The sequence below is a fragment of the Actinosynnema sp. CS-041913 genome (genome assembly GCF_050942485.1).
Lineage (GTDB): Bacteria > Actinomycetota > Actinomycetes > Mycobacteriales > Pseudonocardiaceae > Actinosynnema.
On record NZ_CP192037.1, the window covers coordinates 6,371,090 to 6,393,817 of the forward strand.

The window sequence follows — 22,728 nt, forward strand, 5'->3', positions numbered from 1 at the left end:
CCTCTCACCCGCCGGTCTTGGCCTCTTCCTCGACCTCGACCAGGTCCAGGCTGGACCGCAGCGTGATCGGGCGCAGCAGCAGGGCCGCGACCACGCCCACCACCCCGATGCCCGCCGAGATCAGGAAGATGTGCCCGGTCGAGTCGCCGTAGGCCGCGCGCACGATGTGCTGCACCCCTTCCGGCAGGGCGTCGACGTTCAGGCTGCCGCTGCCGCCGCCCGTGCTCGGGTAGCCGGCCGCCGCGAGCCCGCTGGAGATGCGGTCGCCCACGTCGCGGGCCAGCACCGCGCCCAGCACCGACACGCCGATGGTGCCGCCCAGCGAGCGGAAGAACGCGATGGTCGAGCTGGCCGCCCCGATGTCCCGCAGCGGCACGGTGTTCTGCACCGCCAGCACCAGGTTCTGCATGCTCATGCCCACGCCCGCGCCCACCAGCAGCATCGCGCCGCCGACCAGCACCAGCGGCGTCTCGTGGTCGATCGTCGCCAGCGCCGCGAAGCCCACCACCAGCGTGATCGCGCCCGCCACGATGTAGGGCTTGCCCTTCCCGGTGCGGGTGATCAGCCGGCCGCTGACGATCGACGTGCCCAGCACGCCGGCCATCATCGGGATGGTCAGCAACCCGGCCTCGGTCGGCGTGTAGCCGCGCCCGATCTGGAAGTACTGCCCCAGGAACACCGCGCCGCCGAACATCGCCATGCCGACCGCGAGGCTCGCGAGGATCGCCAGCGCCGTCGTCCGCCGCCGCACGATCTCCAGCGGCACCACCGGTTCCGCCGCCCGCGACTCCACGAACACGGCCGCCGCCAGCAGCGCCAGCGAGCCGCCGACCATCGCGCCGGTCTGCCACGACACCCAGGCGAACGAGTCGTCCACGAACGAGATCCAGATCAGCAGCACCGACACGCCGGCGGCGATCAGCCCGGCCCCGAGGTAGTCGATCCGCACACCGGGCCGCCGCACGCTCCGCACCTTCAGCGTCGCCTGCAACACGAACAGCGCGACCAGCGCCACCGGCACGCCGATGAAGAAGCACCACCGCCAGCCCAGCCACGAGGTGTCCACGATCAGCCCGCCGAGCAGCGGCCCGCCGACCGTCGCCACCGCCATCACCGCGCCCAGGTACCCGTTGTACCGGCCGCGCTCGCGCGGCGGGATCATCGCCGCGATCACCACCTGCACCAGTGCCTGGAGGCCGCCGACGCCGATGCCCTGGAACGCCCGCGCGGCGATGAGCTGGCCGGCGCTCTGCGCGAAGCCGCTGACCACCGAGCCGGCCGCGAAGATCACGATGGCGACCTGGACCATGGTCTTCTTGTCGAACAGGTCGGCCAGCTTGCCCCAGAGGGGCGTGGTCGCGGTGGCGGTGAGCAGGGTCGCCGTGACGACCCAGGTGTACTGCGTCTGCGAGCCCTCCAGCGCGCCGATGATCTGCGGCAGCGCCGTGGACACCACGGTGCTGCTGAGCATGGCCACGAACAGCACGAGCAGCAGTCCGCTGAGCGCTTCCAGGATCTGCCGGTGGCTCATCGGCGCGGGGCCGGCCGAGCCGGTGGCAGGTGGTGCGGCACTCATCGAGCGGCCTCCAGAGTGGAGCCCAGGGCTCCTTCGACATCGGTGTTCAGGCGGCCGAGCGCCGAGGTCAGCGCCTCGACCTCGGCCGGCGTCCAGTGCGCGAGCGCCCGGTCCATCAGGTCGTCGTACCAGCGCTGGGCCTCGGCGAGCGCGACGTGCCCGGCGTCGGTGACGGCCAGCACGCTGGCCCGCCCGTCGCGCGGGTCGGCCCGCCGCTCCACCAGGCCGTGCGCGACCAGCGCGGCCACCGCCCGGCTGACCGTGGACGGGTCGAGCCCGGTGCGCCGCGCCAGTTCCTTGGCGTGGCACCCGGACGCCTGGTCGATCAGCGTCAGCGTGCCGACCAGGCCGGTCGGCACCGACGGGTAGCCGGTGCGCTGGTGGCGGACCAGCCGCACGACCTTCAACAGCTCGCGCAGTCGCTCCACCAGTTCGCCGTGGTGTGGGCTGGTGTCCACGTCGACCCTCCCGAAAATGCTTGCTTACTACAAGCATCTATCAAACTTGCCCGTTGTGCAAGTTTTCCCGCTGGGCAATTCCAGTAACGTGGCTCTCGATGGACCCCGGACCGCGCGAGCGCAAGAAGTCGGCCACCCGCCTGGCCCTGCACGAGGCGGCGCTGCGGCTGGCGCTGGCGCACGGGCCCGACCGGGTCACCGTCGAGGCGATCGCGGACGCCGCCGGCGTGTCCCGCCGGACGTTCTCCAACTACTTCGCGGGCAAGGAAGAAGCGATCTTCTACGGCGACCTGCTGCGCCTGCGCCGCCTGCTCGACCTGGTCCGCGACCGCCCGGCGGACGAGCCGCCGCGCACCGCGCTCGCCGGGGCCGCCGCCGCGCTGCCGGCCGAGAGCGACCGCCTGGACCCGGCGTGGGTGGCGCAGCGGCGACTGCTGCGCGGGCACCCGAGCCTGGTCGCCCACCAGGTCGCCGCGTACGCCGCGGTCGAGCGCGACCTGGCCGCCGAGGTCGCCGTGCGCGGGGCGGGCGAACTGCGGTCCCGGGTGCTCGCCGCGACGTTCCTCGCCGCCCTCCGCGCCGCCACCCAACACTGGCTGGAGCACCCCGACCGGACGCTCGCCGAGTGGGTCACGGAAGCCCTCTCGTAAAAAAACCTGCACGTTGTGCAGCTTTTGGTACCGTGGGTTACCAACACTCTCAGCAGCGACTCGGTCACCCCGAGTCGGGAACAGGACGCACGGATGACCAGCCCCACCGCTTCCCGACCGGCCGCGCCCAGCCAGGACCGGCTCGGCTTACGGCTGCCGGCCGAGTACACCGAGCGCACGCCCGGCTGCCCGTTCGACCCGGCGGCGCACCAGACCGGACTGGCCCGACAGGGTCCGGTGCACCAGGTCACCATGGGCGACGGCGACCTCGCGTGGCTGATCACCGGCCACGACGAGGCCCGCGCCGTGCTCGCCGACGCCCGGTTCAGCTCCGACCGGTTCCGCAGCGAACGCGTGCTGAGCAAGCTCCCGCCGAGCCTGCGTGAGCGGGTGACCGACAAGGCCGCCCGCGCGGGCAGCTTCATCGCCATGGACCCGCCGGACCACACCCGGTACCGCAAGCTGCTCACCGGCCAGTTCACCGTGCGGCGGATGCGTCAGCTCGCGCCCCGCATCCAGGAGATCGTCGCCGAGCACCTGGACGCGATGACCGCCGCGGGCCGGACCGCGGACCTCGTGCAGGCGTTCGCGCTGCCGGTGCCGTCCCTGGTGATCTGCGAACTGCTCGGCGTCGCGTACGAGGACCGCGCCGAGTTCCAGCAGCGCTCGTCCACCCTGCTGCGGCTCAACGCCCCGACGGACGAGGTGGTGAAGGCCGCCGACGAGCTGCGGGCGTTCCTGCGCGGCCTGGTCCGGGACAAGCGGGCCCACCCGACCGACGACCTGCTGTCCGGCCTGATCGAGACGGCACCCGAGCTGACCGACGACGAGCTGGTCGGCATCTCCAGCCTGCTGCTCGTCGCGGGCCACGAGACGACCGCCAACATGCTCGCGCTGGGGACGTTCGCGCTGCTGGAGCACCCGGAGGAGCTGGCCAGGCTGCGCGCCGACCCGTCCCTCGTGGAGGGCGCGGTGGAGGAGCTGCTGCGGTACCTGTCGATCGTGCACCTGGGTCCGGTGCGGATGACGCTGGAGGACGTGGAGATCGCGGGCGTGGCGATCCCCGCGGAGTCGACGGTGCTCATCTCGGTGCCGGCCGCCAACCGCGACCCCGGCCACTACGGCGACCCCGACACCCTGGACGTGACCCGGCCGCGCGTCTCGCACCTGGCGTTCGGGCACGGCGTCCACCAGTGCCTGGGCCAGCAGCTCGCGCGGGTGGAGATGGCGGTGGGCTTCACCGAGCTGCTGCGCCGGCTGCCCGGCCTGCGGCTCGACCTGCCCGCCTCCGACGTGCCGCTGCGCAGCGACATGCTGGTGTACGGCGTGCACAGCCTGCCGGTGGCCTGGGACGCCTAGCGGGCGAACCCGGCGTCCAGCCGGTCGATCATGATCCCGATCAGGTCGGCCAGCGGACGCCGGTCCCCGGTGTCGAGCCACCACGTCACGACCGCTCGCAAGGTGGCCATCGCGGTCGCGGCGAACATGTGCGGGTAGACGTCCGTGTCGGGGTCGACGCCGACCCTCCGGGCGACCGCGACCGCCAGTGCCCGTTCCTGGGCGTGGAAGGCGGCCAACAGGTGCGGCAGCAACGATGGCGTCTGGCGCAGCACGCGGAGTTGCCCGAGCTTCGCGCGGTCGATGCGTTCGGGGACGATCTCCACCAACGCCCGGCGGAGGGCTTCGAGCACCGGCTCGTCGTCGGGGCGTCCGGCGAACTCTTGGACGAACGCCTCGGCCGTCGCCACGTCACCGGCGACCACGGCCTCTTCCTTGGACGAGAAGTAGTTGAAGAACGTCCGCAGCGACACGCCGGCGTCGTGCGCGACCTCTTCGACCGTGACGCCGTCGACGCCGCGCTCGACACAAAGTCGTAGCGCGGCGTCGGCCAGGGCCTTGCGAGTTGCCAGCTTCTTGCGTTCCCGCAGCCCGGCAGGTCGTTCCATGGCGGGATTGTCGCAGTGTTGGATTGCCTCGACTCCGTCGAGGCGGGCTCGGTCGCTCGAAAGTCGCGACCTCACGGGGGCGGGGTCAGTGACCGGCGGACATCTCGGCTGCCAGGCGCTCGTCACCGCTGAGCGTCTTGAGCGGCTTCTCCTTGATGAACAGCACGGCCACCAGGGCGAGCACCGCGATCGGCGCGCCGATCAGGAACAGCTCCGCGGTGGCGGTCGCGTAGATGTCCTGGATGATCCGCCGGGCCTCCGGGGGCAGCAGGGACAGGTCCGGCACGGTGCCCGCGTCGCCGCCGGGCGTCGGACCGAACTTCTCGGCCGCCAGACCGGTCACTCGGTTGGCCAGCACGGCGCCCAGCACGCTCACGCCGATCGCGCCGCCGAGCGAGCGGAAGAACGTCAGCGTCGACGTGGTCGCGCCCAGGTCCTTCGCCGGCACGTCGTTCTGCGCCACCAGCACCAGGTTCTGCATCAGCATGCCGACGCCGACGCCCAGCACGGCCATGTGCACCGACACCACGAACACGCTGGTGCCCGCGTCGATGGTGGCCAGCAGCACCATGCCGCCGACCATCACCGCGCCGCCCGCGACCAGGAACACCTTCCACCGGCCCCACTTGGTGATGAGCTGCCCCGCCACGGTGGACGACACGAGCAGGCCGAAGATCAGCGGCAGGCTCATCAGGCCGGCCTGCGTGGGCGTCTTGCCCAGGCCGATCTGGAAGTACTGGGACAGGAACACCGTGCCGCCGAACATCGCGACGCCGACCAGCGCGCTGGCCAGCGTGGTCAGCGAGACCGTGCGGTTGGTGAAGATCGACAGCGGCACGATCGGGTCCTCGGCCCGCGACTCGACCCAGACCGCCAGCGCCAGCAGCACGAGGCCGCCGACCACCATCAGCGCGGACCAGCCGGACAGCCACTCGAACTGGTTGCCGGCCAGCGTCGTCCACACCAGCAGCGTCGACACACCGGACACGATCAGCGCCGCGCCCAGGTAGTCGATCTTCACTTCCTTGCGCACCACCGGCAGCCGCAGGGTGCGCTGGAGCAGCAGGATCGCCGCCAGGGTGAACGGCACGCCGATGAAGAAGCACCAGCGCCAGCCCAGCCAGGACGTGTCCACGATGACGCCGCCGATCAGCGGCCCGGCGACGGTGCCGACACCGAACACGGCGCCGAACAGGCCGGCGTACTTGCCCATGTCGCGCGGCGGGATCATGGCCGCCATCACGATGGTGGCCAGCGCCGTCATGCCGCCCGCGCCCAGGCCCTGCACGACCCGGCTGGCGATGAGCACTTCCACGTTCGGGGAGAACCCGGCGATCAGCGAGCCGACCACGAACATGCCCAGGGATAGCTGGATGAGCAGCTTGCGGCTGTACAGGTCGGCGAGCTTGCCCCACAGCGGCACGGTCGCGGTCATCGCCAGCAGCTCGGTGGTGACCACCCAGGTGTAGACCGACTGGGAGCCCTCCAGGTCGGCGATGATGCGCGGCAGCGCGTTGGACACGATCGTGGAGGCCAGAATGGCCATGAACATGCCGAGCATCAGCCCGGACATGGCTTGCACGACGTCCCGGCGCGCGGTGCTCTCCGCGGTCGGCTCGGTCGTTTCGACGGACATCGTCCCCCCTCTGGTGGTGATTCGGTTTACGTCCTGGGTGGCTGCGCCAGACCTGCGGACAGCAGGTCCATGGCGTCGCCGAGCAGGGTTTCCAGCGGTCGCGGGTCATCCGGGTCGGACGACCGGGTGAACGCCACCCGGCACGCCGCGCCGGCGGCGGCGCCCAGCAGCATCGGGTAGAGGTCCGAGGCGGTGAGGCCGACGCGTTCGGCGATGCCCGCCACGAGGTGCCGTTCGGTTTCCTCGCCGCCGGCGAAGACGCGGGCGAGCAGCACGGGATGCTGCTGCACGACCCGCATCCGGAGCAACCACAATTCACGGTCCTCGGCCAGCACCTCGGCGATCTCGGCGATCATCGCGGCCTTCACCGCCTCCGCCGCGCACAGTCCGGCGGGCTGGTCCAGGACCCGTTGCCGGATTCGTGGCCCCGCCTCGGGATCGGGCGCGGCGACGGCTTCCTCCTTGCCCGTGAAGTAGTTGAAGAACGTGCGCGGGGAGACCCCGGCGGCGGTGCTGATGTCCTCCACGGTGACGTGGTCCAGACCGCGCTCGGCGGCCAGCACGAGAGCGGCCCGGCAGAGCGCGGCCCGCGTCTGCTGCTTCTTGCGGTCACGAAGACCGGGCGCGCCGTTCACTCGAACAGAGTACGAATAAAGCTGCACAGACTGCAAATTTACAACCTATGCAGTTTTGTGATCCCCCTCTCGCCCGGCACCGCAATTGGGGTGCGTCCCGTCCGGGGCCGCCGCTACCGTCGCGCGGGTGACCGAGGTGGACTGGCTGGGGCTCAACCGCGCGAACTGGGACGACCGCACCGCCGTCCACGCGGCCAGCGACTACTACGACCTGCCCGGCTTCCGCGCGGGCGGGTCGACGCTGCGCGCGTTCGAACTCGCCGAGGTCGGCGACGTGACCGGCAAGCGCTTGCTGCACCTGCAATGCCACATGGGTCAGGACACCCTGTCCTGGGCCAGGCTCGGCGCGGACGTCACCGGCCTGGACTTCTCCCCCGCCGCCGTCGAGACCGCCCGCGCCTTGGCGGCGGAGACCGGACAGCCCGGCAGGTTCGTGGTCTCGGACGTGTACGACGCGCGGGCGGCGTTGGGCGACGAGCGCTTCGACGTCGTGTACACCGGCTTCGGCGCGCTGGTCTGGCTGCCGGACGTGCGACGCTGGGCCGAGGTCGTGTCGTCGCTGCTGGTGGACGGCGGATTCCTGTACCTGGCCGAGTTCCACCCGATCGCGAACGCGCTCGGCGACGACGGCCGGACGCTGGCGCACGACTACTTCCGGGCCGACGGCGAGACGTACGACGACCCGCTCACCTACACGGACGGACCGCCGCTCACCAAGACCCGGTCCGTGCAGTGGCAGCACCCGCTCGGCGAGGTCGTGACGGCGTTGGTGCGGGCCGGCTTGCGCGTCGACTTCCTGCACGAACGGGACTTCTCGCTGTTCCAGGCCTACCCGGCCCTGCGCCGGGAGGCGAACGGCGAATACCGCTTCCCCGCCGGCCACCCCCGACTGCCGCTGCTGTACACGATCCGGGCGACGAAGGCCTGAGGCCGCACGGGGTCCGCGGCGCTGGAGGCTGCCGTGGGCTAATCTAACAGCACTGTTGTATCTCGGGAGTGGGGGACGCTGGGATGTATCCGGAGATCGAGCCGTACGACCGCGGGATGCTCGACGTCGGCGACGGGCACCACGTGTACTGGGAGGTGTGCGGCAACCCCGACGGGAAGCCGGCGGTGGTGCTGCACGGCGGCCCCGGCTCCGGGTCCACCGCCAGGGCCCGCCGCTACTTCGACCCGTCGGCGTACCGGGTGGTGCTGTTCGACCAGCGCGGTTGCGGGCGCAGCACACCGCACGCCGGAGCGCCGGTGGTCGACCTGTCCACGAACACCACCGACCACCTGATCGCCGACATCGAGCTGCTGCGCACCACGCTGGGCATCGAGCGGTGGCTGGTGTTCGGCGCGTCGTGGGGCTCGGTGCTGGGGCTGACCTACGCCGTGCGGCACCCGGAGCGGGTGTCCGAGATGGTGCACGCGGGCGTGGGGGTCGGGCTCCGCGAGGAGATCGACCTCCTGTCGCGCGGACTGGGGCCGATGTTCCCGGAGGCGTTCGCCCGGTTCACCTCCGTGGTGGCGAACCCGGACGGCCACCTGCCGACCGAGTACCTGAAGCTGCTGCTCGACCCGGACCCGGCGGTGCACCGGAAGGCGGCCGACGAGTGGTGCGCGTGGGAGGACGCGATGCTCCCGCTGACGCCCGGCGACCCGCGCTTCGACCCGCCGGAGTACCGGCTGGCGTTCGCCCGGATGGTCTGCCACTACTGGTCGCACAACTGCTGGCTGCCGGACGACTACGTGCCGGCCAACGCGTCCCGGCTGGCGGGCATCCCGGGCGTGGTGGTGCAGGGCGAACTGGACCTCGCGAACCTGGTCGGCTCGCCCTGGCGGCTGGTGCACGCCTGGCCGGACGCGGAACTCGTGATGATCCGCGACACGGCACACGGCGGCAGTGCGAGCATGACGGCAGCCAGGATCGCCGCGACCGACCGGTTCCGGTGACACCTGGCGGGGACTCGGCAGGAGGCTCCGCCGCATGTTCGAGAGGTTCACCGAACGCGCGCAGCACGTGACGGTGCTCGCGAAGAAGGAGGCGGAACTCCTCCGCCACCACCACATCGGCACCGAGCACCTGCTCATCGGCCTGCTCCTGGAGGGCTCCGGCAGCGCCGCCCGCGTCCTGATGTCCCTCGGCCTGTCGCCGCAGAACTGCGTGCGGCACACCGCGGCCATCCGCGGACGCGGGCGCGAGCTGTCCGCCGGCCGCTTACCCTTCACGCCGCGGGCGAAGCGGGCGTTGGAGATGGCGGTGCGGCAGGCGGAGGCGCTGGGCCACGGCCGGATCTCCACCGAGCACGTCCTGCTCGGCGTGCTGGACGAGGGCGACGGCGGGGCGGTCGCCGTGCTGGCCCGTGCCGGGGTGTCGCTGGACGACGTGCGCGAACGCCTGCTGGCCGTGATGTCCGGCTTCGAACTCCCCGCACCCCGGCCGTCGGCCCGGATCTACGTGAGCTACCAGCGTCCCGGCGACCGACACCTCGCCGGGCGCATCGCGGACTGGCTGCACTACCAGCTCGCGGTCCACGAGGTGGTGATGGACGCCGAGGACACCGTCGGGGACAGCGACGTGCTGGTGGTCGTCGTAAGTCCACAGTGGACACCCAAGGGGCCGGCGCTCCAGGAGGTCGAAGAGGCCTTGCTGAGCGGGATCGACGTGGTCCCGGTGCTGGTCGACGGGGCGGAACTCCCATCGGACAGGGAAATATCCGCAGATCTGCGGCTCGCGGACCCGGTGGTGCTGCGCCACCGGACCTTCCGCGACGACATGGCCGCCCTTGCCGAACGGTTGCGGTGACGGCGGATATCCTGGGCGGACGCCGGGCGCCGACGTCAGGATCGCGATGTACGAGAAGCTCACCGAACGCGCGCGTCGCGCGGTCGTGTGGTCGGAGAACCACGCACGCCGGCGCGGGCACGACTACGTCGACACCGAACACCTGCTGCTCGCGCTCCTCGATGACGAGACCAGCACGGCGTACCGGGTCCTGGTGTCACTCCGCTTCCCGGTCGTGCTGTGTCGGCGTCATCTCCTCAAGGTGACCGACCGGGGCGGTCAGGCGCACGAGCGACCCGTACCCCTCTCCGAGCGTGCGAAGGTGGTCCACCGCGTGGCCGGCGGCTGGGCGACGCAACACGACCACCGCCACATCGGCACCGAGCACCTGCTACTCGCCTTGACCCAGGAGAAGGATGGTGTGGTCGGCCGACTGTTCTCAAGCCTCGGACTGACCGGGAACCTGGTGGTCGAGAAGATCCTCGCCCTGCGCAAGCTGGAGACTCCCCAGCTCAAGGCGCTCGGGCCGAAGCCGCAGCCACCGGTCCCGCCCGCGCAGCCGACGCGGCGGGTCGCCAAGGTGTTCGTCAGCTACCGGCGCGTGCCCGACAGCCACGTGGCGGGACGGATCGCGGACTGGATCGACCGCCACGTCGACCACGCCGAGGTCTTCATGGACGTCGACTCGATCCAGCTCGGCGCGGACTTCACCAAGGCCATCAACGCCGCCGTGAGCGACTGCGACGTGCTGATAGCGGTAATAGGCCACAACTGGGCGACCGCCACCGACGCGCGCGGCAGGGTGCGGCTGGAGCAGCCGAACGACCTGGTGCGCCTGGAGATCGAGGCGGCCCTCCACCGCGACGTGCGAGTCGTGCCGGTGCTGGTGGACGGCGCGGAGATGCCCGCCTTCGACGAGCTGCCCGACAGCCTGCGCTCACTGGCGTTCCGACACGGGCTGAAGATCAGGCACGACAGCTTCCGCCAGGACATCGCACGCCTGGCGGAAGCCGTCATCCGCGCCTAGCGGCCCGCCCCCCGCCGGCCGAGCCGTTGCCATCCGGCCGTTCTCACCGGTAGCCGGGCAACCCCAGGGTGGCGCACGTGCCCTCGCCACCGGGGAACACACTCACCACCGTGGCCGGATCCGTGCCAGGCACCTGTTCCGTGAGCACACACGCGACCAACGACGGAACGGAGTACGTCGGGCTGCCATGAGCCTTCGACCCGGGCGTCCCGGACACCCAGCCGTAGCGGTCGGTCCGCCAGGTCAGCGAGCACACCTCGACCGGCCCCCGCTCCTCGTCGCCGACATCCCCCTCCGGGAGGCTCGGATCACCGGTCCCCACGGGTTCCGCCGCAGTCCGCACATCCGTCGACCGGAAGCACCACGCCCGTCCCCGCACCGTGGGGGCCGCCGACGCGGGCACCGCACCGGCGCCCTGCCATGCGCCCAGGAACGGCTGGGCGTACTTGTCAGCGACGAACACTCCCGGAAATCCGTCGACAGCGGCTCCCAGCCGCCCCTGGGCGGGTCGACCGTCACCCGCCGTCCCCGCACCGCACCGTCCGCGCTGGACCAGGACTGCGACCACTGCTCCCCGATCCCCGCCCGACGGTCCGTCCGCGCACGTCCATCGACGTGCGGCGTCGCCGTCCGCGTCCGGGCGGCCTGCACCGCGAGCGTCCCCCTCACCCATGGACCTCAGCCCTTCCCTCGTCCCGGCAACGTCCGCAGCCTGGCCAACCCCGCGAGGTCAGCGTCTTCACCGACCCCACCGAGCAGCCCAGCAACAGGGCGGCGTCTCGTTCGCTGAGATCCGTGCGCCCGGCGAGCCCGGATCGTCAGCACATCGGCACGCTGGCTTCCTCCCGAACCGGTCCGTCAGGCCCAGCCCGGCATCGGGTAGCCCGCCATCAGTTCCGCCACCTCGGCCGCAAGGCGGTCCAGCGCCGCCTCGTCCCCCGCCGCCTGCACGGCCGCGTCGATCCACGCCGCCAGTTGCGGCATCTGGTCGGGGCCGAGGCCGCGGGTGGTGATGGCGGCGGTGCCCAGGCGGAGGCCGGACGGGTCGAAGGGCTTGCGCGGGTCGTAGGGGACGGTGTTGTAGTTCGCCTCGATGCCTGCCCGGTCCAGGGCCTTCGCCGCCGGCTTGCCGCCGATGGCCTTGCCGGTCAGGTCGACCAGGACGAGGTGGTTGTCGGTGCCGCCGGACACCAGCTCGAAACCGCGCTGCGCCAAGGCCGCCGCCAGCGCCTGCGCGTTCGCGACCACGTTGTGCGCGTAGGTCCGGAACGAGGGCGCCGACGCCTCACCCAACGCCACCGCGATGGCCGCCGTGGTGTGGTTGTGCGGACCTCCTTGCAGGCCGGGAAAAACGGCCCGGTCCACGGCCTTGGCGTGAGCGGCGTCCGACAGGATCATCGCGCCACGCGGCCCGCGCAACGTCTTGTGCGTCGTAGTCGTGATCACCGGGGCGTGGCCGACCGGCGACGGATGCGCCCCGCCCGCGATCAACCCGGCGATGTGCGCGATATCGGCGACCAGCACCGCGCCCACCTCCCGCGCGATGGCGGCGAACGCCGGGAAGTCGATCGTGCGCGGAATCGCCGTGCCACCGCAGAAGATGACCTTCGGACGTTCGCGCAACGCCAAGTCCCGAGCCTCGTCCAGGTCCACGCGACCGGTGTCCTTGCGCACGCCGTACTGCACGCTGCGGAACCACTTGCCGGTCGCGGACACATTCCAGCCGTGGGTCAGGTGGCCGCCCATGGGCAGGGCCATGCCCATCACGGTGTCGCCGGGCTCCAAGAACGCCAGGTACACGGCCAGGTTCGCCGGCGAACCGGAGTACGGCTGCACGTTGGCGTGCTCGACACCGAACAGGCTCCTGGCACGGTCGACGGCCAACGTCTCGATCGGGTCGACCACCTGCTGGCCCTCGTAGTACCGACGACCGGAGTACCCCTCGGAGTACTTGTTGGTCAACACCGTGCCGGTGGCCTCCAGCACGGCCTGCGACACGTAGTTCTCCGACGCGATGAGCCGGATCTTCGCGAACTGGCGACCAGCCTCGGCCTCGACCAGCCGAGCGACCTCGGGATCGGCCACGGCCAACGCGGGAACAGGCGGTTGATGCACGACAGCCTCCAACGCGCCGTGGCACCCAGGCGCGCGGTGCAAGCCGGCTCGTCGCTCCCCGGTGGTCACTCCCACCCTCGGCACGCCAGTCGCGAACGACCCATCCTAACCGGCGCGCCGGCCGCGCACACCTCCGGGTGGCCCACCGGTCCGGCGGGAACGCTCGACCGGGATCAGTTGCTGCCGGCGGCTTCGCGCTCGTGTGAACGTGCGATCCGAGCGCGGATCCGGTCGACGTCGGGGTGGTCGACCTCCTCCATCACGGCCAGCGCCTGCCGCCACGTCCGAATGGCGGCTACCCGGTCGCCGACCGCGAGATAGGTGTCACCCAAGTGGCCGAGGGTTTCGATCGTCCCGTTGCAATCACCGAGTTCTTCGTAGAGCACGAGGGCCTGTCGGTAGCAGTCCTCCGCCTGGACGTGGTTGCCCAGATGGTGGTGCGCGTAGCCGATGCTGTCCAAAGTGGACGCTTCACCGTCCTTGCTGCCCAGATCGCGATGCAGGGCAAGGGCGTGTTCGCACGTCTCCAGCGCACGGGCATGGTCACCGAGCAGCGAGTGGTACCACCCGACCGCGTTCACGGCCCGTGCTTCGCCGCTGCGGTGGCCTGCGGACTTGAACAGTTCCAGCGCACGCGTGGCGTGGTGGATCGCTTCGGGGTAGCGCTCGCGCTGTCCCAGCAGCCAGCAGATCGCCCGGTGCGTGCGAGCCAGGCCGATCGGGTCGTCGATCTCGGCGTACAGGCCGAGCGCTTCCCGGAGGTGTGCCCGCGCTTCGTCGTCGCGGCCGAGTCGGCTGAGGGCGTTGCCGAGCAGTCGGTGGGTCCTGGCCTGGCCGTCGCGGTCGCGGCGGCGGCGCGCCGCGTCGAGCGCTGTCCGCTGGGTGGCGACGTAGTCCGGCCACAGGCCGCTGCGGTCGAGGAAGGTGACCAGGGTCCACGGCAGCCGCCAGGCGTGCTCGTCCATCCGGTGCTGTGCGGCCAGCCCGACGGCGCTGACCAGGACGGGTAACTCGGTCTGGAACCAGTCCAGTGCCTGGCGGTGGTCGGTGACCCGGGCCAGGACGGTTCCCGGTACCGCGTCGGTCAGGGCCAGCGGGTCGCGGTGCGGCTCCAGGAGGCGGTCCGCCGCGTGTGCGGTGTGCAGGTAGTGGTCGAGCAGGCGGTGCACCGCACCGCGCTGGTCGGCTTCGGGGTCGTGGCGGTCCGCCAGTTCGATCGCATACGCCCGCAGCAGGTCGTGGAAGGCGTATCGACCGGGCCGGTTCTCGGTGAGCAGGTGCGCCCGGCGGACTTCGGCCAGCAGCGGGCGCACCGCGCCGATCGGCGTGCCCGCCAGGCTCGCGGCGGCCGGACCACTCAGCTCGGGCCCGGGGTGCAGGCTCAGGAGTCGGAACAGCCGCGCCGCGGCCGAGCTGAGCGTGCGGTACGACCAGGAGAACACCGCCCGTACGTTCAGGTCCTCGCCGGTGTCCAACGCGTCCAACCGGGTCGAGTGGTCGCCGAGTTCGTCGGCCAGCTCGGCGAGCGGGATGTCCGGGTGGGTGGCGACTCTCGCCGTGACGATGCCCAGCGCCAGCGGAAGTCCGGCGCAGTGCCGCAGCAGACCCTCCACGGCCCGCGGCTCGGCGGCCAGCCGTTCGCCGCCGAGGTGGCCGCTGAGCAGTTCGTGCGCCTCGTCGTGGCTGAACATGTCCAGCGGCAACGGCTGCGCTCCGTGCGTGGTGACCAGGCTCGTGAGCGTGCTGCGGCTGGTGATCAGCACGGTGCAGGTCGGGCTGCCGGGCAGGAGCGGGATGACCTGGCCGGTGTCGGCCGCGTTGTCCAGCACGACCAGGATCCTCTTGCCGGCGACCACGGTGCGGTAGAGCGCGGCCTGCGCGTCCGGATCCGCGGGGATGCCGGTGGAGGCGACGCCGAGGGCGTCGAGGAACCCCCGGATCGCCACCTCGGGGGACACCGGTCGCGCGCGGGGGTCGAACCCGCGGAGGTTGAGGTACAACTGGCCGTCGGGGAAGCGGTCGAGGTGCCGGTACGCCCAGTGCAGCGCGAGCCACGTCTTGCCGATCCCGCCGGGACCGCCGATCGTGGCGATCATCAGACCGGTGCCCGGATCCGCCGTCCCGGCCGGTCCAGCGGTGAGGGCGCGCAGTTGCCGGGTGCGGCCGGTGAACAGCCTCGGTGGCGCGGGAAGCTGCCGGGGCGGCGTGGTTGCCGCGGGCCTGGTTGCCTCGGGCCCGGTCGCCGTCGGCCCGGTCGCCGCGGGCCCGGTCGCCGCGGGCCCGGTCGCCGCGGGCCCGGTCGCCGCGGGCCCGGTCGCCGCGGGCCCGGTCGCCGCGGCGTGCAACGCCGGGTCGGTGTTCAGGATCTGGTGGTGCAGCCTCCGGAGCGGCGGGCCGGGGTCGGTGCCGAGTTCGTCCGCCAGGCGGGAGCGGATGCGCTGGTAGGTGTCGAGGGCGTCCGCCTGTCGACCGCTGCGGTACAGCGTGAGCATGAGCTGTCCGGCCAGCCGCTCGTCCAGCGGCCTCTCGGCGGTCCGGGCGACGAGGCCCGACAGCAGCTCGCGGTGGCGGCCATGACGGAGGACGAGATCGGTGCGGTCCGACTCGGCCTCGATCCGCTCGGCCTCCAACTCCGTGCGCATCGCGCTGATCCAGTCGGTGTCCAGCCCGGCGAACGGCTCGCCCCGCCACAGCGCCAATGCCCTGCCGAACAGGTTGACGGCCGTCGAGTCGTCGTCGGCCGTTCGAGCCTCGGCGAGCAACTGCCGGAACCGGTGCACGTCCACGACCGCAGGATCCAGCGTGAGCACGTACCCGCCCCCGCGCCGGCCGATCCGCACCTCGTCCGCGGCGGCGAGCACCCGGCGCAGGCGCGTGAGATAGGTGCGCAACGTGTTCCGCGCCCCTTGCGGCGCACGATCCGCCCACACCCGCTCCACCAGCCGATCCGCCGTGATCGGCTGGTTGGGCTCGATCAACAACGCCGCCAGCACGCACCGTAATCGGGCCGGGCCGACATCGACCGCGCTGCCGTCCACCCAGGTCTCGACGCTGCCCAGGACCCGGAATTCCACCACCACCCTGACCCCCCACCACCGACATCCCCGGTGCCTGTGTAGTCCCGGCCGTCAAGGGACTCAACGATTTCGCAACCTTTTGCCCACGACCGGCGGCGCAGGATAGGCCGTACGGCGGTCCTTCGGGGGGCAGGACGAATGCGGGGGGTCCGCCGGATTTCACGGCAAGCAATCACCGAAGGGGGAACACTGTGGGAATCTCGTCGCTGTTCAGAACCGCCGGTGTGACCGCCGTCGCCCTCGCGGGCGCGGCAGTCATGATGGTCTCGCCCGCCTCCGCGGCTGTCTCACCGGCGCCGTCGGCGGAACCGCCGGTGGCAACCGAGTACACGCTCACGCCCGTGAGCGTTTCGGCACCCGCCGCAGCCGCCGCACCGTGCCCCATCGAGCGGTTCACCTACTGGGGCACAGCGCTCTGCGATACACACGTCCTGGACGTCGACTGGGGCAACGGCCGCCTCGAAAGTTTCGTGGTCGGCACGAATCGCCAGGTGTGGCACGCGTGGCCGGGCAGCGGCGGCTGGAAGTCCATGGGCGGCTGGGCCTACGACATGGTGAAGGTCTGGAAGGACGGGAAGGCCCGTATCGTCGCGCACAAGGGCAAGGACAACCGCAGGTGGTGCCACAAGGATCCCGGCAACGGCAAGTGGTCCGGCACGTACTTCTGCGGGTGACGCCGGCAGTCGCCTGCTACGCCACGTGATGCCACACGTGGTTCGGACGTGACAGCGGCCCTTGGTCCGGCCTCCCTCGCAACCGTCGAGGGGTCGGACCAAGGGCCGCGGCGCATCCGACGCCGGCTGAGGCGCCACCGTTCAGGGAGCCGGGTAGTAGCCGGACGACGCGAAGAACCCGATGTAGGTGTCCACCAGGTCCCCGGTGATCGGCGGGCACGTGATCCCGGTGCCCGCCAACGCCTCCTCCGTCCGCGACACGTCCACCAGCGGGTAGAACGCCGCGCTGTCGGTGGTCATCAGCTCGAACGCGTCGAGCAGCGGGATGAGCGCGTTGTCGCGGTCCGCCAGGACGGTCCGCCGCCACTCCGCCCAGTCCCGTTCCGCCAGCGGGTAGCCGTGCGCCCGCAGCCGATCCACGATCTCCGGCCAGCTCACCTGACCGGGGTTGTAGAGGTGGTAGGTGCCACCGGAATCCTTGGACAGCGCCACGACGGCCGCCGCGGCGTAGTCGACCGGGACCATGGGGACGGCCCCGGACAGGTCCGTCGGCACGACGCCCGCCTGCACCAGGCCCTTGGTGCTCAACCAGACGAAGTCCCTGGTCTGGCAGGCTCCGTTGACCTGGTCGCCGGACACCAGGTCCACCCGGTACACCTGCACCGGCAGCCCGCGCTCCCGCGCCTGGCCGATGAGCTGCTCGGCCACCCACTTGCTGCGCAGGTAGCCGCTGGGCAGGTCGGCGGGCGGGCCGGTCGGGTCGTCCACGGTCAGCGGCACGCCCGGCTCGCGGGCCCCGGCGAAGACGCCGGTGGTGGACAGGTGGTGCACCGGGACGGTGCGGTGCCGGGCCGCCAGGCGCAGGATCTCCTGGGTGCCCTGGACGTTGGGCGCGCGCAGGTCCGCGTACGGGCGCAGCCAGTTCACCGTCGCGCCCGCGTGGTAGACCGCGTCCGCCTTGCGGGACAACGAGTCGAACGCCTCTTCGGTCAACCCGAGCCGGGGCTGGGCCAGGTCGCCGACGACCACCCGCAGGCGGTGCGGGTCGACCTCGTCCCACAGCCGGTACCAGCGGAGGTTGGCCTCGATCTTGCGCAGCCCTTCGGCTTCGTCCTCCTCGCGCACCAGGCAGTGCACGGTCGCGGCCGACGCGGTCAGCAGTTCCCGCAACAGGAACGCGCCGAGGAAGCCGGTCGCCCCGGTCAGCAGCACGTGGTCCGGCGAGTCGACGGTGCGCACGACCTCCGCCGCCGGTCGGATCTCCTCCGGCAGCGCGGCGGTGTAGTCCACGTCCTCGACCCCGGCCGCACCCGCCAGGAACGCCGCCAGCGCGCTCGGCGTGGGGTGGTCGAACACGACGGTCGCGGGCAGGGTCAGGTCGGTGGCGGCGGCGATCCGGTTGCGCAGCTCGACCGACAGCAGGGAGTCGAAACCCAGGTCCGGGAACGGCTTGTCGGCCACCTCGCCGGACAGTCCCAGCACGGCCGCGATCTCGTCGTGGACCAGGTCGGCGATCGCGGCGCGCCGTTCCGCCTCGGGCAGGTCCGCCAGGTTCGGGGCGGGCGCGCCGTTCCGGGCGGTCGGCCGCACGGTGGGCAGCAGCGTCCGCAGCAGCGGCGGCACCTGGTCCGGGCGTGACCGCAGCGCGGCCAGGTCCAGCGGGGCTCCCACCAGGGCCGGGGTTCCGGACGCCACCGCCGTGTCGAGCATCGCCAGCCCGCGGGCCGATTCGACGGGCCGGAAACCGGCCCTGGCGATGCGCTGCCGGTCCGCGTCGGCCAGACCGCTGGTGATGCCGCTGGTCTCCGCCCACAGGCCCCACGCGACGGATGTGGTGGCCAGGCCTCGGGCGGCGCGGTAGGCCGCGAGGCCGTCCAGGTAGGCGTTGGCGGCGGCGTAGTTGCCCTGCCCGGCCCCGCCGATCACGCCCGCGAGGGACGAGAACAGGACGAGCGGCGCGTCGCCCGCCAGCTCGTGCAGGTGCCACGCCGCGTCGGCCTTGGGGCGCAACACGGTCGACAGCCGCTCCGGTGTCAGGTCGCCGACCAGGCCGTCATCGATCACACCCGCCGTGTGCACGACAACGGCCAGCCGGCTGTCTTCGACCGCCGCGCGCAGTGACTCCCGGTCCGCCACGTCGCACGCCGTGATCCGGACGCTCGCCCCGAGCGCGGCCAGTTCGTCGTGGAGTTCTCGCGCACCGGGCGAATCGAGGCCGCGCCGGCTGGTGAGCAGGAGGTCCCGCACGCCGTGCGCCTCGACCAGGTGCCGGGCGACCAGCGCGCCGAGCGTGCCGGTGCCGCCCGTGACCAGCACGGTTCCGTCGGTGCGCCAACGGTTCCGGCCCGGCTCGACTCCCGTCAACCGGGGCAGGTGCACAATTCCCTTCCGCACCACGGCTTGCGGCGCGCCGGAGCCCACGACCGCCGGGATGGCGGCCTCCGAAGCCGGGTCGTCGTCGAGGTCCACCAGCACGATCCGGCCCGGCTGCTCGGACTGCGCCGACCGCGCCAGCCCCCACAGCGCCGCGCCGTCCACGTCCGTCACGTCGTGGACCGCACCCGAGGTGACGGCGACGAACGTCTCCGCAGTCTGGAGATCGGCCAGCGCCGACGCCGCCCGGGTGTGCAGGTCCTCACCGGGAAGCCATTTCACCACACGGGGTTCGATGTCGGACGGCGGCAGCCCGACCGGTTCCCACACGACCCGGAGTAGGGCGTCGTTGGGCCGCAACAGAGCCTCCGCCACCGACTCGGCGGGAGTCGGAGCCAATCGCACCGATCCGATGGTGGCGACCGGCCCGCCGCTCGGGTCGGCCAGCCAGACCTTGTCACCGGCAACGTGCACGCGCAGGTCGGACGCTCCGGTCGCGTGCAGCTCGACGTCCCGCCACGCCACGGCGTCCCTGCCCCTGTCCCGGCCCCCGTCCCCGTCGCCGTCCCTGTCCCTGTCCCCGTCGCCGTCCCTGTCCCCGTCCCTGTCGCCGAGCAGGCGCAGCGCCGAGTCGAGCAGTGTGGGGTGCAGGCGGAAGCCGTCCGCCGGAACAGTCGGCAGGTCGGTCCACTCCCCCGCCCCCGGCCACGTGCCGACAGCACTCGGCGCGAGGGTGCCGGTGGCGTGCGGCGTCCACTCTCCGTCGAGCCGCGTGTGCACGGTCAGCTCGCTCCCGCGCACCCGGACCTGGAGTTGCACCCCGCCCCGGTCCGGCACCACGACCGGCGCGGTCACGTCGAGCGCGGCCAGCCGGGGCAGGCCGACCTCGTCACCGGCCCGGATCGCCAGTTCCACCAGCGCCGAGGACGGCAGCACGACCGAGCCGTGCACGCGGTGCCGGGCCAGCCACGGCTGCGAGCGCACCGAAAGCTTGCTGGTGAACAGGATCTCGTCGGCGCCCGCCACCGGGACGGCCGCGCCGAGCAACGGGTGTTCGGCGTCGGCCAAGCCCAGCTCGTCCGGGTCGACCGCCTCCGCCTGCGACACCCAGAACCGCTGCCGCTGGAACGGGTACGTCGGCAGATCGACCCGCCGTGCCCCCGTGTCGGCGAAGAACGCCCGCCAGTCGACCGCGATCCCGTTGCCGTGCAACGCCCCGAGCGCGCCGACCAGTCCACGGCCGGCACGTTGCAGGGCGACCGCGGGAGCATCGACCGTGTCCCGCACCATCGGGGCCAGTGCCGCGTCCGGGCCGACCTCCACGAACGTCGTCACACCTTCCTTCACCAAGGCCCGCACGCAGTCCGCGAACCGGACCGCCGACCGCACGTGCCGCACCCAGTAGTCCGGCGACCGCAACAGCTCGCTGCCCGCCGGCGCACCGGTCACGTTCGACACGACCGGGATTTCCGGCGCGTGGTAGGTGATCCCGGCGGCGACCGCGCGGAACGGCTCCAGTGCAGGGTCCATCCGCGGCGAGTGGAACGCGTGGCTCACGGTGAGCCGCTTGGTCTTGCGCCCTCGCTCGCGCAGCACGGCGGCGACGGCCAGCACCGCTTCCTCGTCACCGGACAGCACCACGGCGGCCGGCCCGTTCACCGCCGCCACCCCGACCTCCGGCGTCAGCAGCGGCTCGACCTCCGCCACCGGCGCGGCCACCGCGACCATCGCCCCGCCGGCCGGCAGGTCGCCGATCAGCCGGGCCCGCGCTGCGACCAGCGCGCACGCGTCCTCCAGCGAGAACACCCCGGCCACGTGCGCGGCGGTCAGCTCGCCGAGCGAGTGGCCGGCCACGTAGTCGGGCCGCACGCCCCACGACTCCAGCAGCCGGCACAGCGCCACCTCGAACGCGAACAGCGCGGGCTGGGTGTAGCGGGTCTGGTGCAGCAGCCCAGAATCAAGCAGCCCGGAATCATCGCCGAACACCACGTCCCGCAGCGGCGTGGGGAGATGCGGGTCGAGCAGCACGCACACCTCGTCGAACGCCTCCGCGAACACCGGAAAACGCTCGTGCAGGTCGCGCCCCATCCGAGCACGCTGCGCCCCCTGCCCCGTGAACAGGAACGCCACCCGACCGCCGGCCGGAACCGGTGCGCCGCCGTCGAAATCCTGAAGGCCGGCCAACAGTTCTTCGCGGTCTTCGGCGACCACGACGCCCCGGTGCTCCAGCGCCGTGCGGCCCGTGGCGAGGGTGTAGGCGACGTCCAGCGGCGAGATCTCCGGCCGCGCGTCCAGGAACTCGTGGAGCCGAGAGACCTGCGCGGCCAGAGCTTCCGGGTTTCGCGCGGACAGCAGGAACGGCAGCTCGCCCGTCACGACACCGGCCTCGGCCGACTCTTCGGGCACCTCCTCCAGGATCACGTGCGCGTTGGTGCCGCTGACCCCGAACGACGACACCGCTGCCCGCCGCGCCCGGTCCACCGAAGGCCACGGGCGTTCTTCGCGCAGCAACTCGACCGCGCCGGACGACCAGTCCACGACCGGCGTCGGCTCGTCCACGTGCAGGGTGCGCGGCGCGACGCCGTGCCGCATCGCCTGCACCACTTTGATCACCCCGCCGACGCCGGCCGCGGCGACGCTGTGACCGATGTTGGACTTCAGCGATCCCAACAACAACGGCGTCGCACGCCCCTGACCGTAGGTGGCCAGCAACGCCTGCGCTTCGATCGGGTCACCGAGCCGAGTGCCGGTGCCGTGCGCCTCCACGACGTCAACATCCGAAGTGGACAGTCGCGCGTCGGCCAAGGCGGCGCGGATGACACGTTCCTGGGCCGGGCCGTTCGGCGCGGTGAGCCCGTTGGACGCGCCGTCCTGGTTGACCGCCGTCCCGCGGACCACCGCGAGCACCGGGTGGCCGTTGCGCCGCGCGTCGGACAGCTTCTCCAGCAGCAGCAGGCCGACTCCCTCCGACCAGCCGGTGCCGTCGGCCGCGCCGGCGAACGACTTGCACCGCCCGTCCGGCGCGAGCCCGCGCTGGCGGGAGAAGTCGACGTAGCCGGTGGGCGAGCCGTAGACCGTGCTGCCGCCCGCGACGGCCAGCGTCGACTCCCCGTCCCGCAGCGAGCGCACCGCCAGGTGCAGCGCCACCAACGACGACGAGCACGCCGTGTCGACGGTGACGGCCGGTCCTTCCAAGCCGAACGTGTAGGCGATCCGGCCGGACGCCACGCTGCCCAGCTTGCCGGTCATGAGGAAGCCCTCCAGCTCCTCCGGCCCGGCCAACCCCAGGTAGCTCTGCTCCCCCACGCCCGCGAACACACCGGTCCGGCTGCCGCGCACCGCGTCCAAGTCGATCCCGGCCCGTTCGAACAGCTCCCACGCGGTCTCCAGCAAGACCCGCTGCTGGGGGTCCATGCCCAGCGCCTCGCGGGGCGAGATGCCGAAGAACGCGGCGTCGAACTCCGTGGCGTGGTCGAGGAAACCGCCTTCGCGGGTGTAGGACCGGCCCGGCAGACCGGGTTCCGGGTCGTAGAGCCGGTCCACGTCCCAGCCCCGGTCGGCGGGCCACGGCGTGATGCCGTCCCGGCCGTCCGCGACCAGCCGCCACAGCTCCTCCGGCGACCCGACGCCGCCGGGGTAGCGGCACGCCATGGCGACGATCGCCACCGGTTCGGGCGTCTCCAACTCGGCGATGCGCCGCCTCGCCTGCTGGAGGTCGGCGGTGACCCACTTCAGGTAGTCGACCAGCCGTTCCTCGTTCGACACGGGAGTCCTCCTCGATAGTCGTGGGC

16 protein-coding genes, 1 pseudogene and 1 riboswitch are annotated in these 22,728 nt (G+C 72.1%); of the genes and pseudogenes, 7 read left to right on the top strand and 10 right to left on the bottom strand.

Going from position 1 to position 22,728, the window contains the following annotated elements; translation table 11 throughout:
* Positions 1 to 4: 4 nt before the first annotated feature.
* Positions 5 to 1,576, bottom strand: coding sequence for an MDR family MFS transporter (locus ACQPZF_RS28375; protein WP_433262020.1), 1,572 nt, complete (start codon positions 1,574 to 1,576; stop codon positions 5 to 7).
* Complete coding sequence (locus ACQPZF_RS28380; protein ID WP_433262022.1) at positions 1,573 to 2,034, bottom strand: MarR family winged helix-turn-helix transcriptional regulator; 462 nt, start codon at positions 2,032 to 2,034, stop codon at positions 1,573 to 1,575. The genes ACQPZF_RS28375 and ACQPZF_RS28380 overlap by 4 nt, the downstream gene beginning before the upstream one ends.
* A gap of 98 nt (positions 2,035 to 2,132) precedes the next feature.
* On the opposite strand from ACQPZF_RS28380, the gene ACQPZF_RS28385 reads away from it, so the two are divergent.
* Together ACQPZF_RS28385 and ACQPZF_RS28390 are read left to right on the top strand one after the other, a co-directional pair.
* Positions 2,133 to 2,684 (top strand): TetR/AcrR family transcriptional regulator, encoded by a 552-nt coding sequence (locus ACQPZF_RS28385; RefSeq protein WP_433262024.1) that lies wholly within the window; start codon positions 2,133 to 2,135, stop codon positions 2,682 to 2,684.
* Positions 2,685 to 2,777: 93 nt separating this feature from the next.
* Positions 2,778 to 4,043: a cytochrome P450 gene (locus ACQPZF_RS28390; protein WP_433262026.1), complete on the top strand. Its 1,266-nt coding sequence runs from the start codon at positions 2,778 to 2,780 to the stop codon at positions 4,041 to 4,043.
* Here ACQPZF_RS28390 and ACQPZF_RS28395 read toward each other — a convergent pair.
* The 3 genes from ACQPZF_RS28395 to ACQPZF_RS28405 form a co-directional block, all read right to left on the bottom strand.
* Positions 4,040 to 4,630 carry a TetR/AcrR family transcriptional regulator gene (locus tag ACQPZF_RS28395; RefSeq protein ID WP_433262028.1) on the bottom strand — a complete coding sequence of 197 codons (591 nt, stop codon included), beginning with the start codon at positions 4,628 to 4,630 and terminating at the stop codon, positions 4,040 to 4,042. The two genes, ACQPZF_RS28390 and ACQPZF_RS28395, sit on opposite strands and share 4 nt — an antisense overlap.
* A gap of 85 nt (positions 4,631 to 4,715) precedes the next feature.
* Positions 4,716 to 6,266 (bottom strand): MDR family MFS transporter, encoded by a 1,551-nt coding sequence (locus tag ACQPZF_RS28400; protein ID WP_433262030.1) that lies wholly within the window; start codon positions 6,264 to 6,266, stop codon positions 4,716 to 4,718.
* 26 nt (positions 6,267 to 6,292) lie between these two features.
* A complete protein-coding gene (locus tag ACQPZF_RS28405; RefSeq protein ID WP_433262032.1) occupies positions 6,293 to 6,901 on the bottom strand; it encodes a TetR/AcrR family transcriptional regulator in 609 nt (202 codons plus the stop codon).
* A 127-nt stretch (positions 6,902 to 7,028) separates the two neighbouring features.
* Between ACQPZF_RS28405 and ACQPZF_RS28410 the strand changes: the two genes are divergently transcribed.
* From ACQPZF_RS28410 to ACQPZF_RS28425, 4 genes are all read left to right on the top strand, one after another.
* Positions 7,029 to 7,829: a class I SAM-dependent methyltransferase gene (locus ACQPZF_RS28410; RefSeq protein WP_433262034.1), complete on the top strand. Its 801-nt coding sequence runs from the start codon at positions 7,029 to 7,031 to the stop codon at positions 7,827 to 7,829.
* Between the two features lie 83 nt (positions 7,830 to 7,912).
* Positions 7,913 to 8,839, top strand: a complete 927-nt coding sequence (pip, locus tag ACQPZF_RS28415; RefSeq protein ID WP_433262036.1) for a prolyl aminopeptidase — start codon at positions 7,913 to 7,915, stop codon at positions 8,837 to 8,839.
* 34 nt (positions 8,840 to 8,873) lie between these two features.
* On the top strand, positions 8,874 to 9,692 hold the full coding sequence (locus tag ACQPZF_RS28420) for a Clp protease N-terminal domain-containing protein (RefSeq protein ID WP_433262038.1): 819 nt from the start codon (positions 8,874 to 8,876) through the stop codon (positions 9,690 to 9,692).
* Positions 9,693 to 9,738: 46 nt separating this feature from the next.
* The gene (locus ACQPZF_RS28425; protein WP_433262040.1) at positions 9,739 to 10,698 is read left to right on the top strand and encodes a Clp protease N-terminal domain-containing protein; all 960 of its coding nucleotides are present in this window, start codon (positions 9,739 to 9,741) and stop codon (positions 10,696 to 10,698) included.
* Between the two features lie 43 nt (positions 10,699 to 10,741).
* On the opposite strand, the gene ACQPZF_RS28430 is transcribed toward ACQPZF_RS28425, so the two are convergent.
* From ACQPZF_RS28430 to ACQPZF_RS28445, 4 genes are all read right to left on the bottom strand, one after another.
* Positions 10,742 to 11,161, bottom strand: coding sequence for a hypothetical protein (locus ACQPZF_RS28430; RefSeq protein ID WP_433262043.1), 420 nt, complete (start codon positions 11,159 to 11,161; stop codon positions 10,742 to 10,744).
* 395 nt (positions 11,162 to 11,556) lie between these two features.
* Complete coding sequence (glyA, locus tag ACQPZF_RS28435) at positions 11,557 to 12,813, bottom strand: serine hydroxymethyltransferase (RefSeq protein WP_433262045.1); 1,257 nt, start codon at positions 12,811 to 12,813, stop codon at positions 11,557 to 11,559.
* 16 nt (positions 12,814 to 12,829) lie between these two features.
* Positions 12,830 to 12,916, bottom strand: a riboswitch (ZMP/ZTP riboswitch).
* Positions 12,917 to 12,986: 70 nt separating this feature from the next.
* The gene (locus tag ACQPZF_RS28440) at positions 12,987 to 15,887 is read right to left on the bottom strand and encodes an AfsR/SARP family transcriptional regulator (RefSeq protein ID WP_433262047.1); all 2,901 of its coding nucleotides are present in this window, start codon (positions 15,885 to 15,887) and stop codon (positions 12,987 to 12,989) included.
* A gap of 175 nt (positions 15,888 to 16,062) precedes the next feature.
* Positions 16,063 to 16,227, bottom strand: coding sequence for a hypothetical protein (locus ACQPZF_RS28445; protein WP_433262049.1), 165 nt, complete (start codon positions 16,225 to 16,227; stop codon positions 16,063 to 16,065).
* A 4-nt stretch (positions 16,228 to 16,231) separates the two neighbouring features.
* On the opposite strand from ACQPZF_RS28445, the gene ACQPZF_RS28450 reads away from it, so the two are divergent.
* Entirely contained in the window at positions 16,232 to 16,564 is a 333-nt protein-coding gene (locus ACQPZF_RS28450) for a hypothetical protein (RefSeq protein WP_433262051.1), read from the top strand.
* Positions 16,565 to 16,705: 141 nt separating this feature from the next.
* On the opposite strand, the pseudogene ACQPZF_RS28455 reads toward ACQPZF_RS28450, so the two are convergent.
* A pseudogene (locus ACQPZF_RS28455) lies at positions 16,706 to 22,702 on the bottom strand (thioester reductase domain-containing protein); the annotation flags it as partial.
* Positions 22,703 to 22,728: the final 26 nt, after the last annotated feature.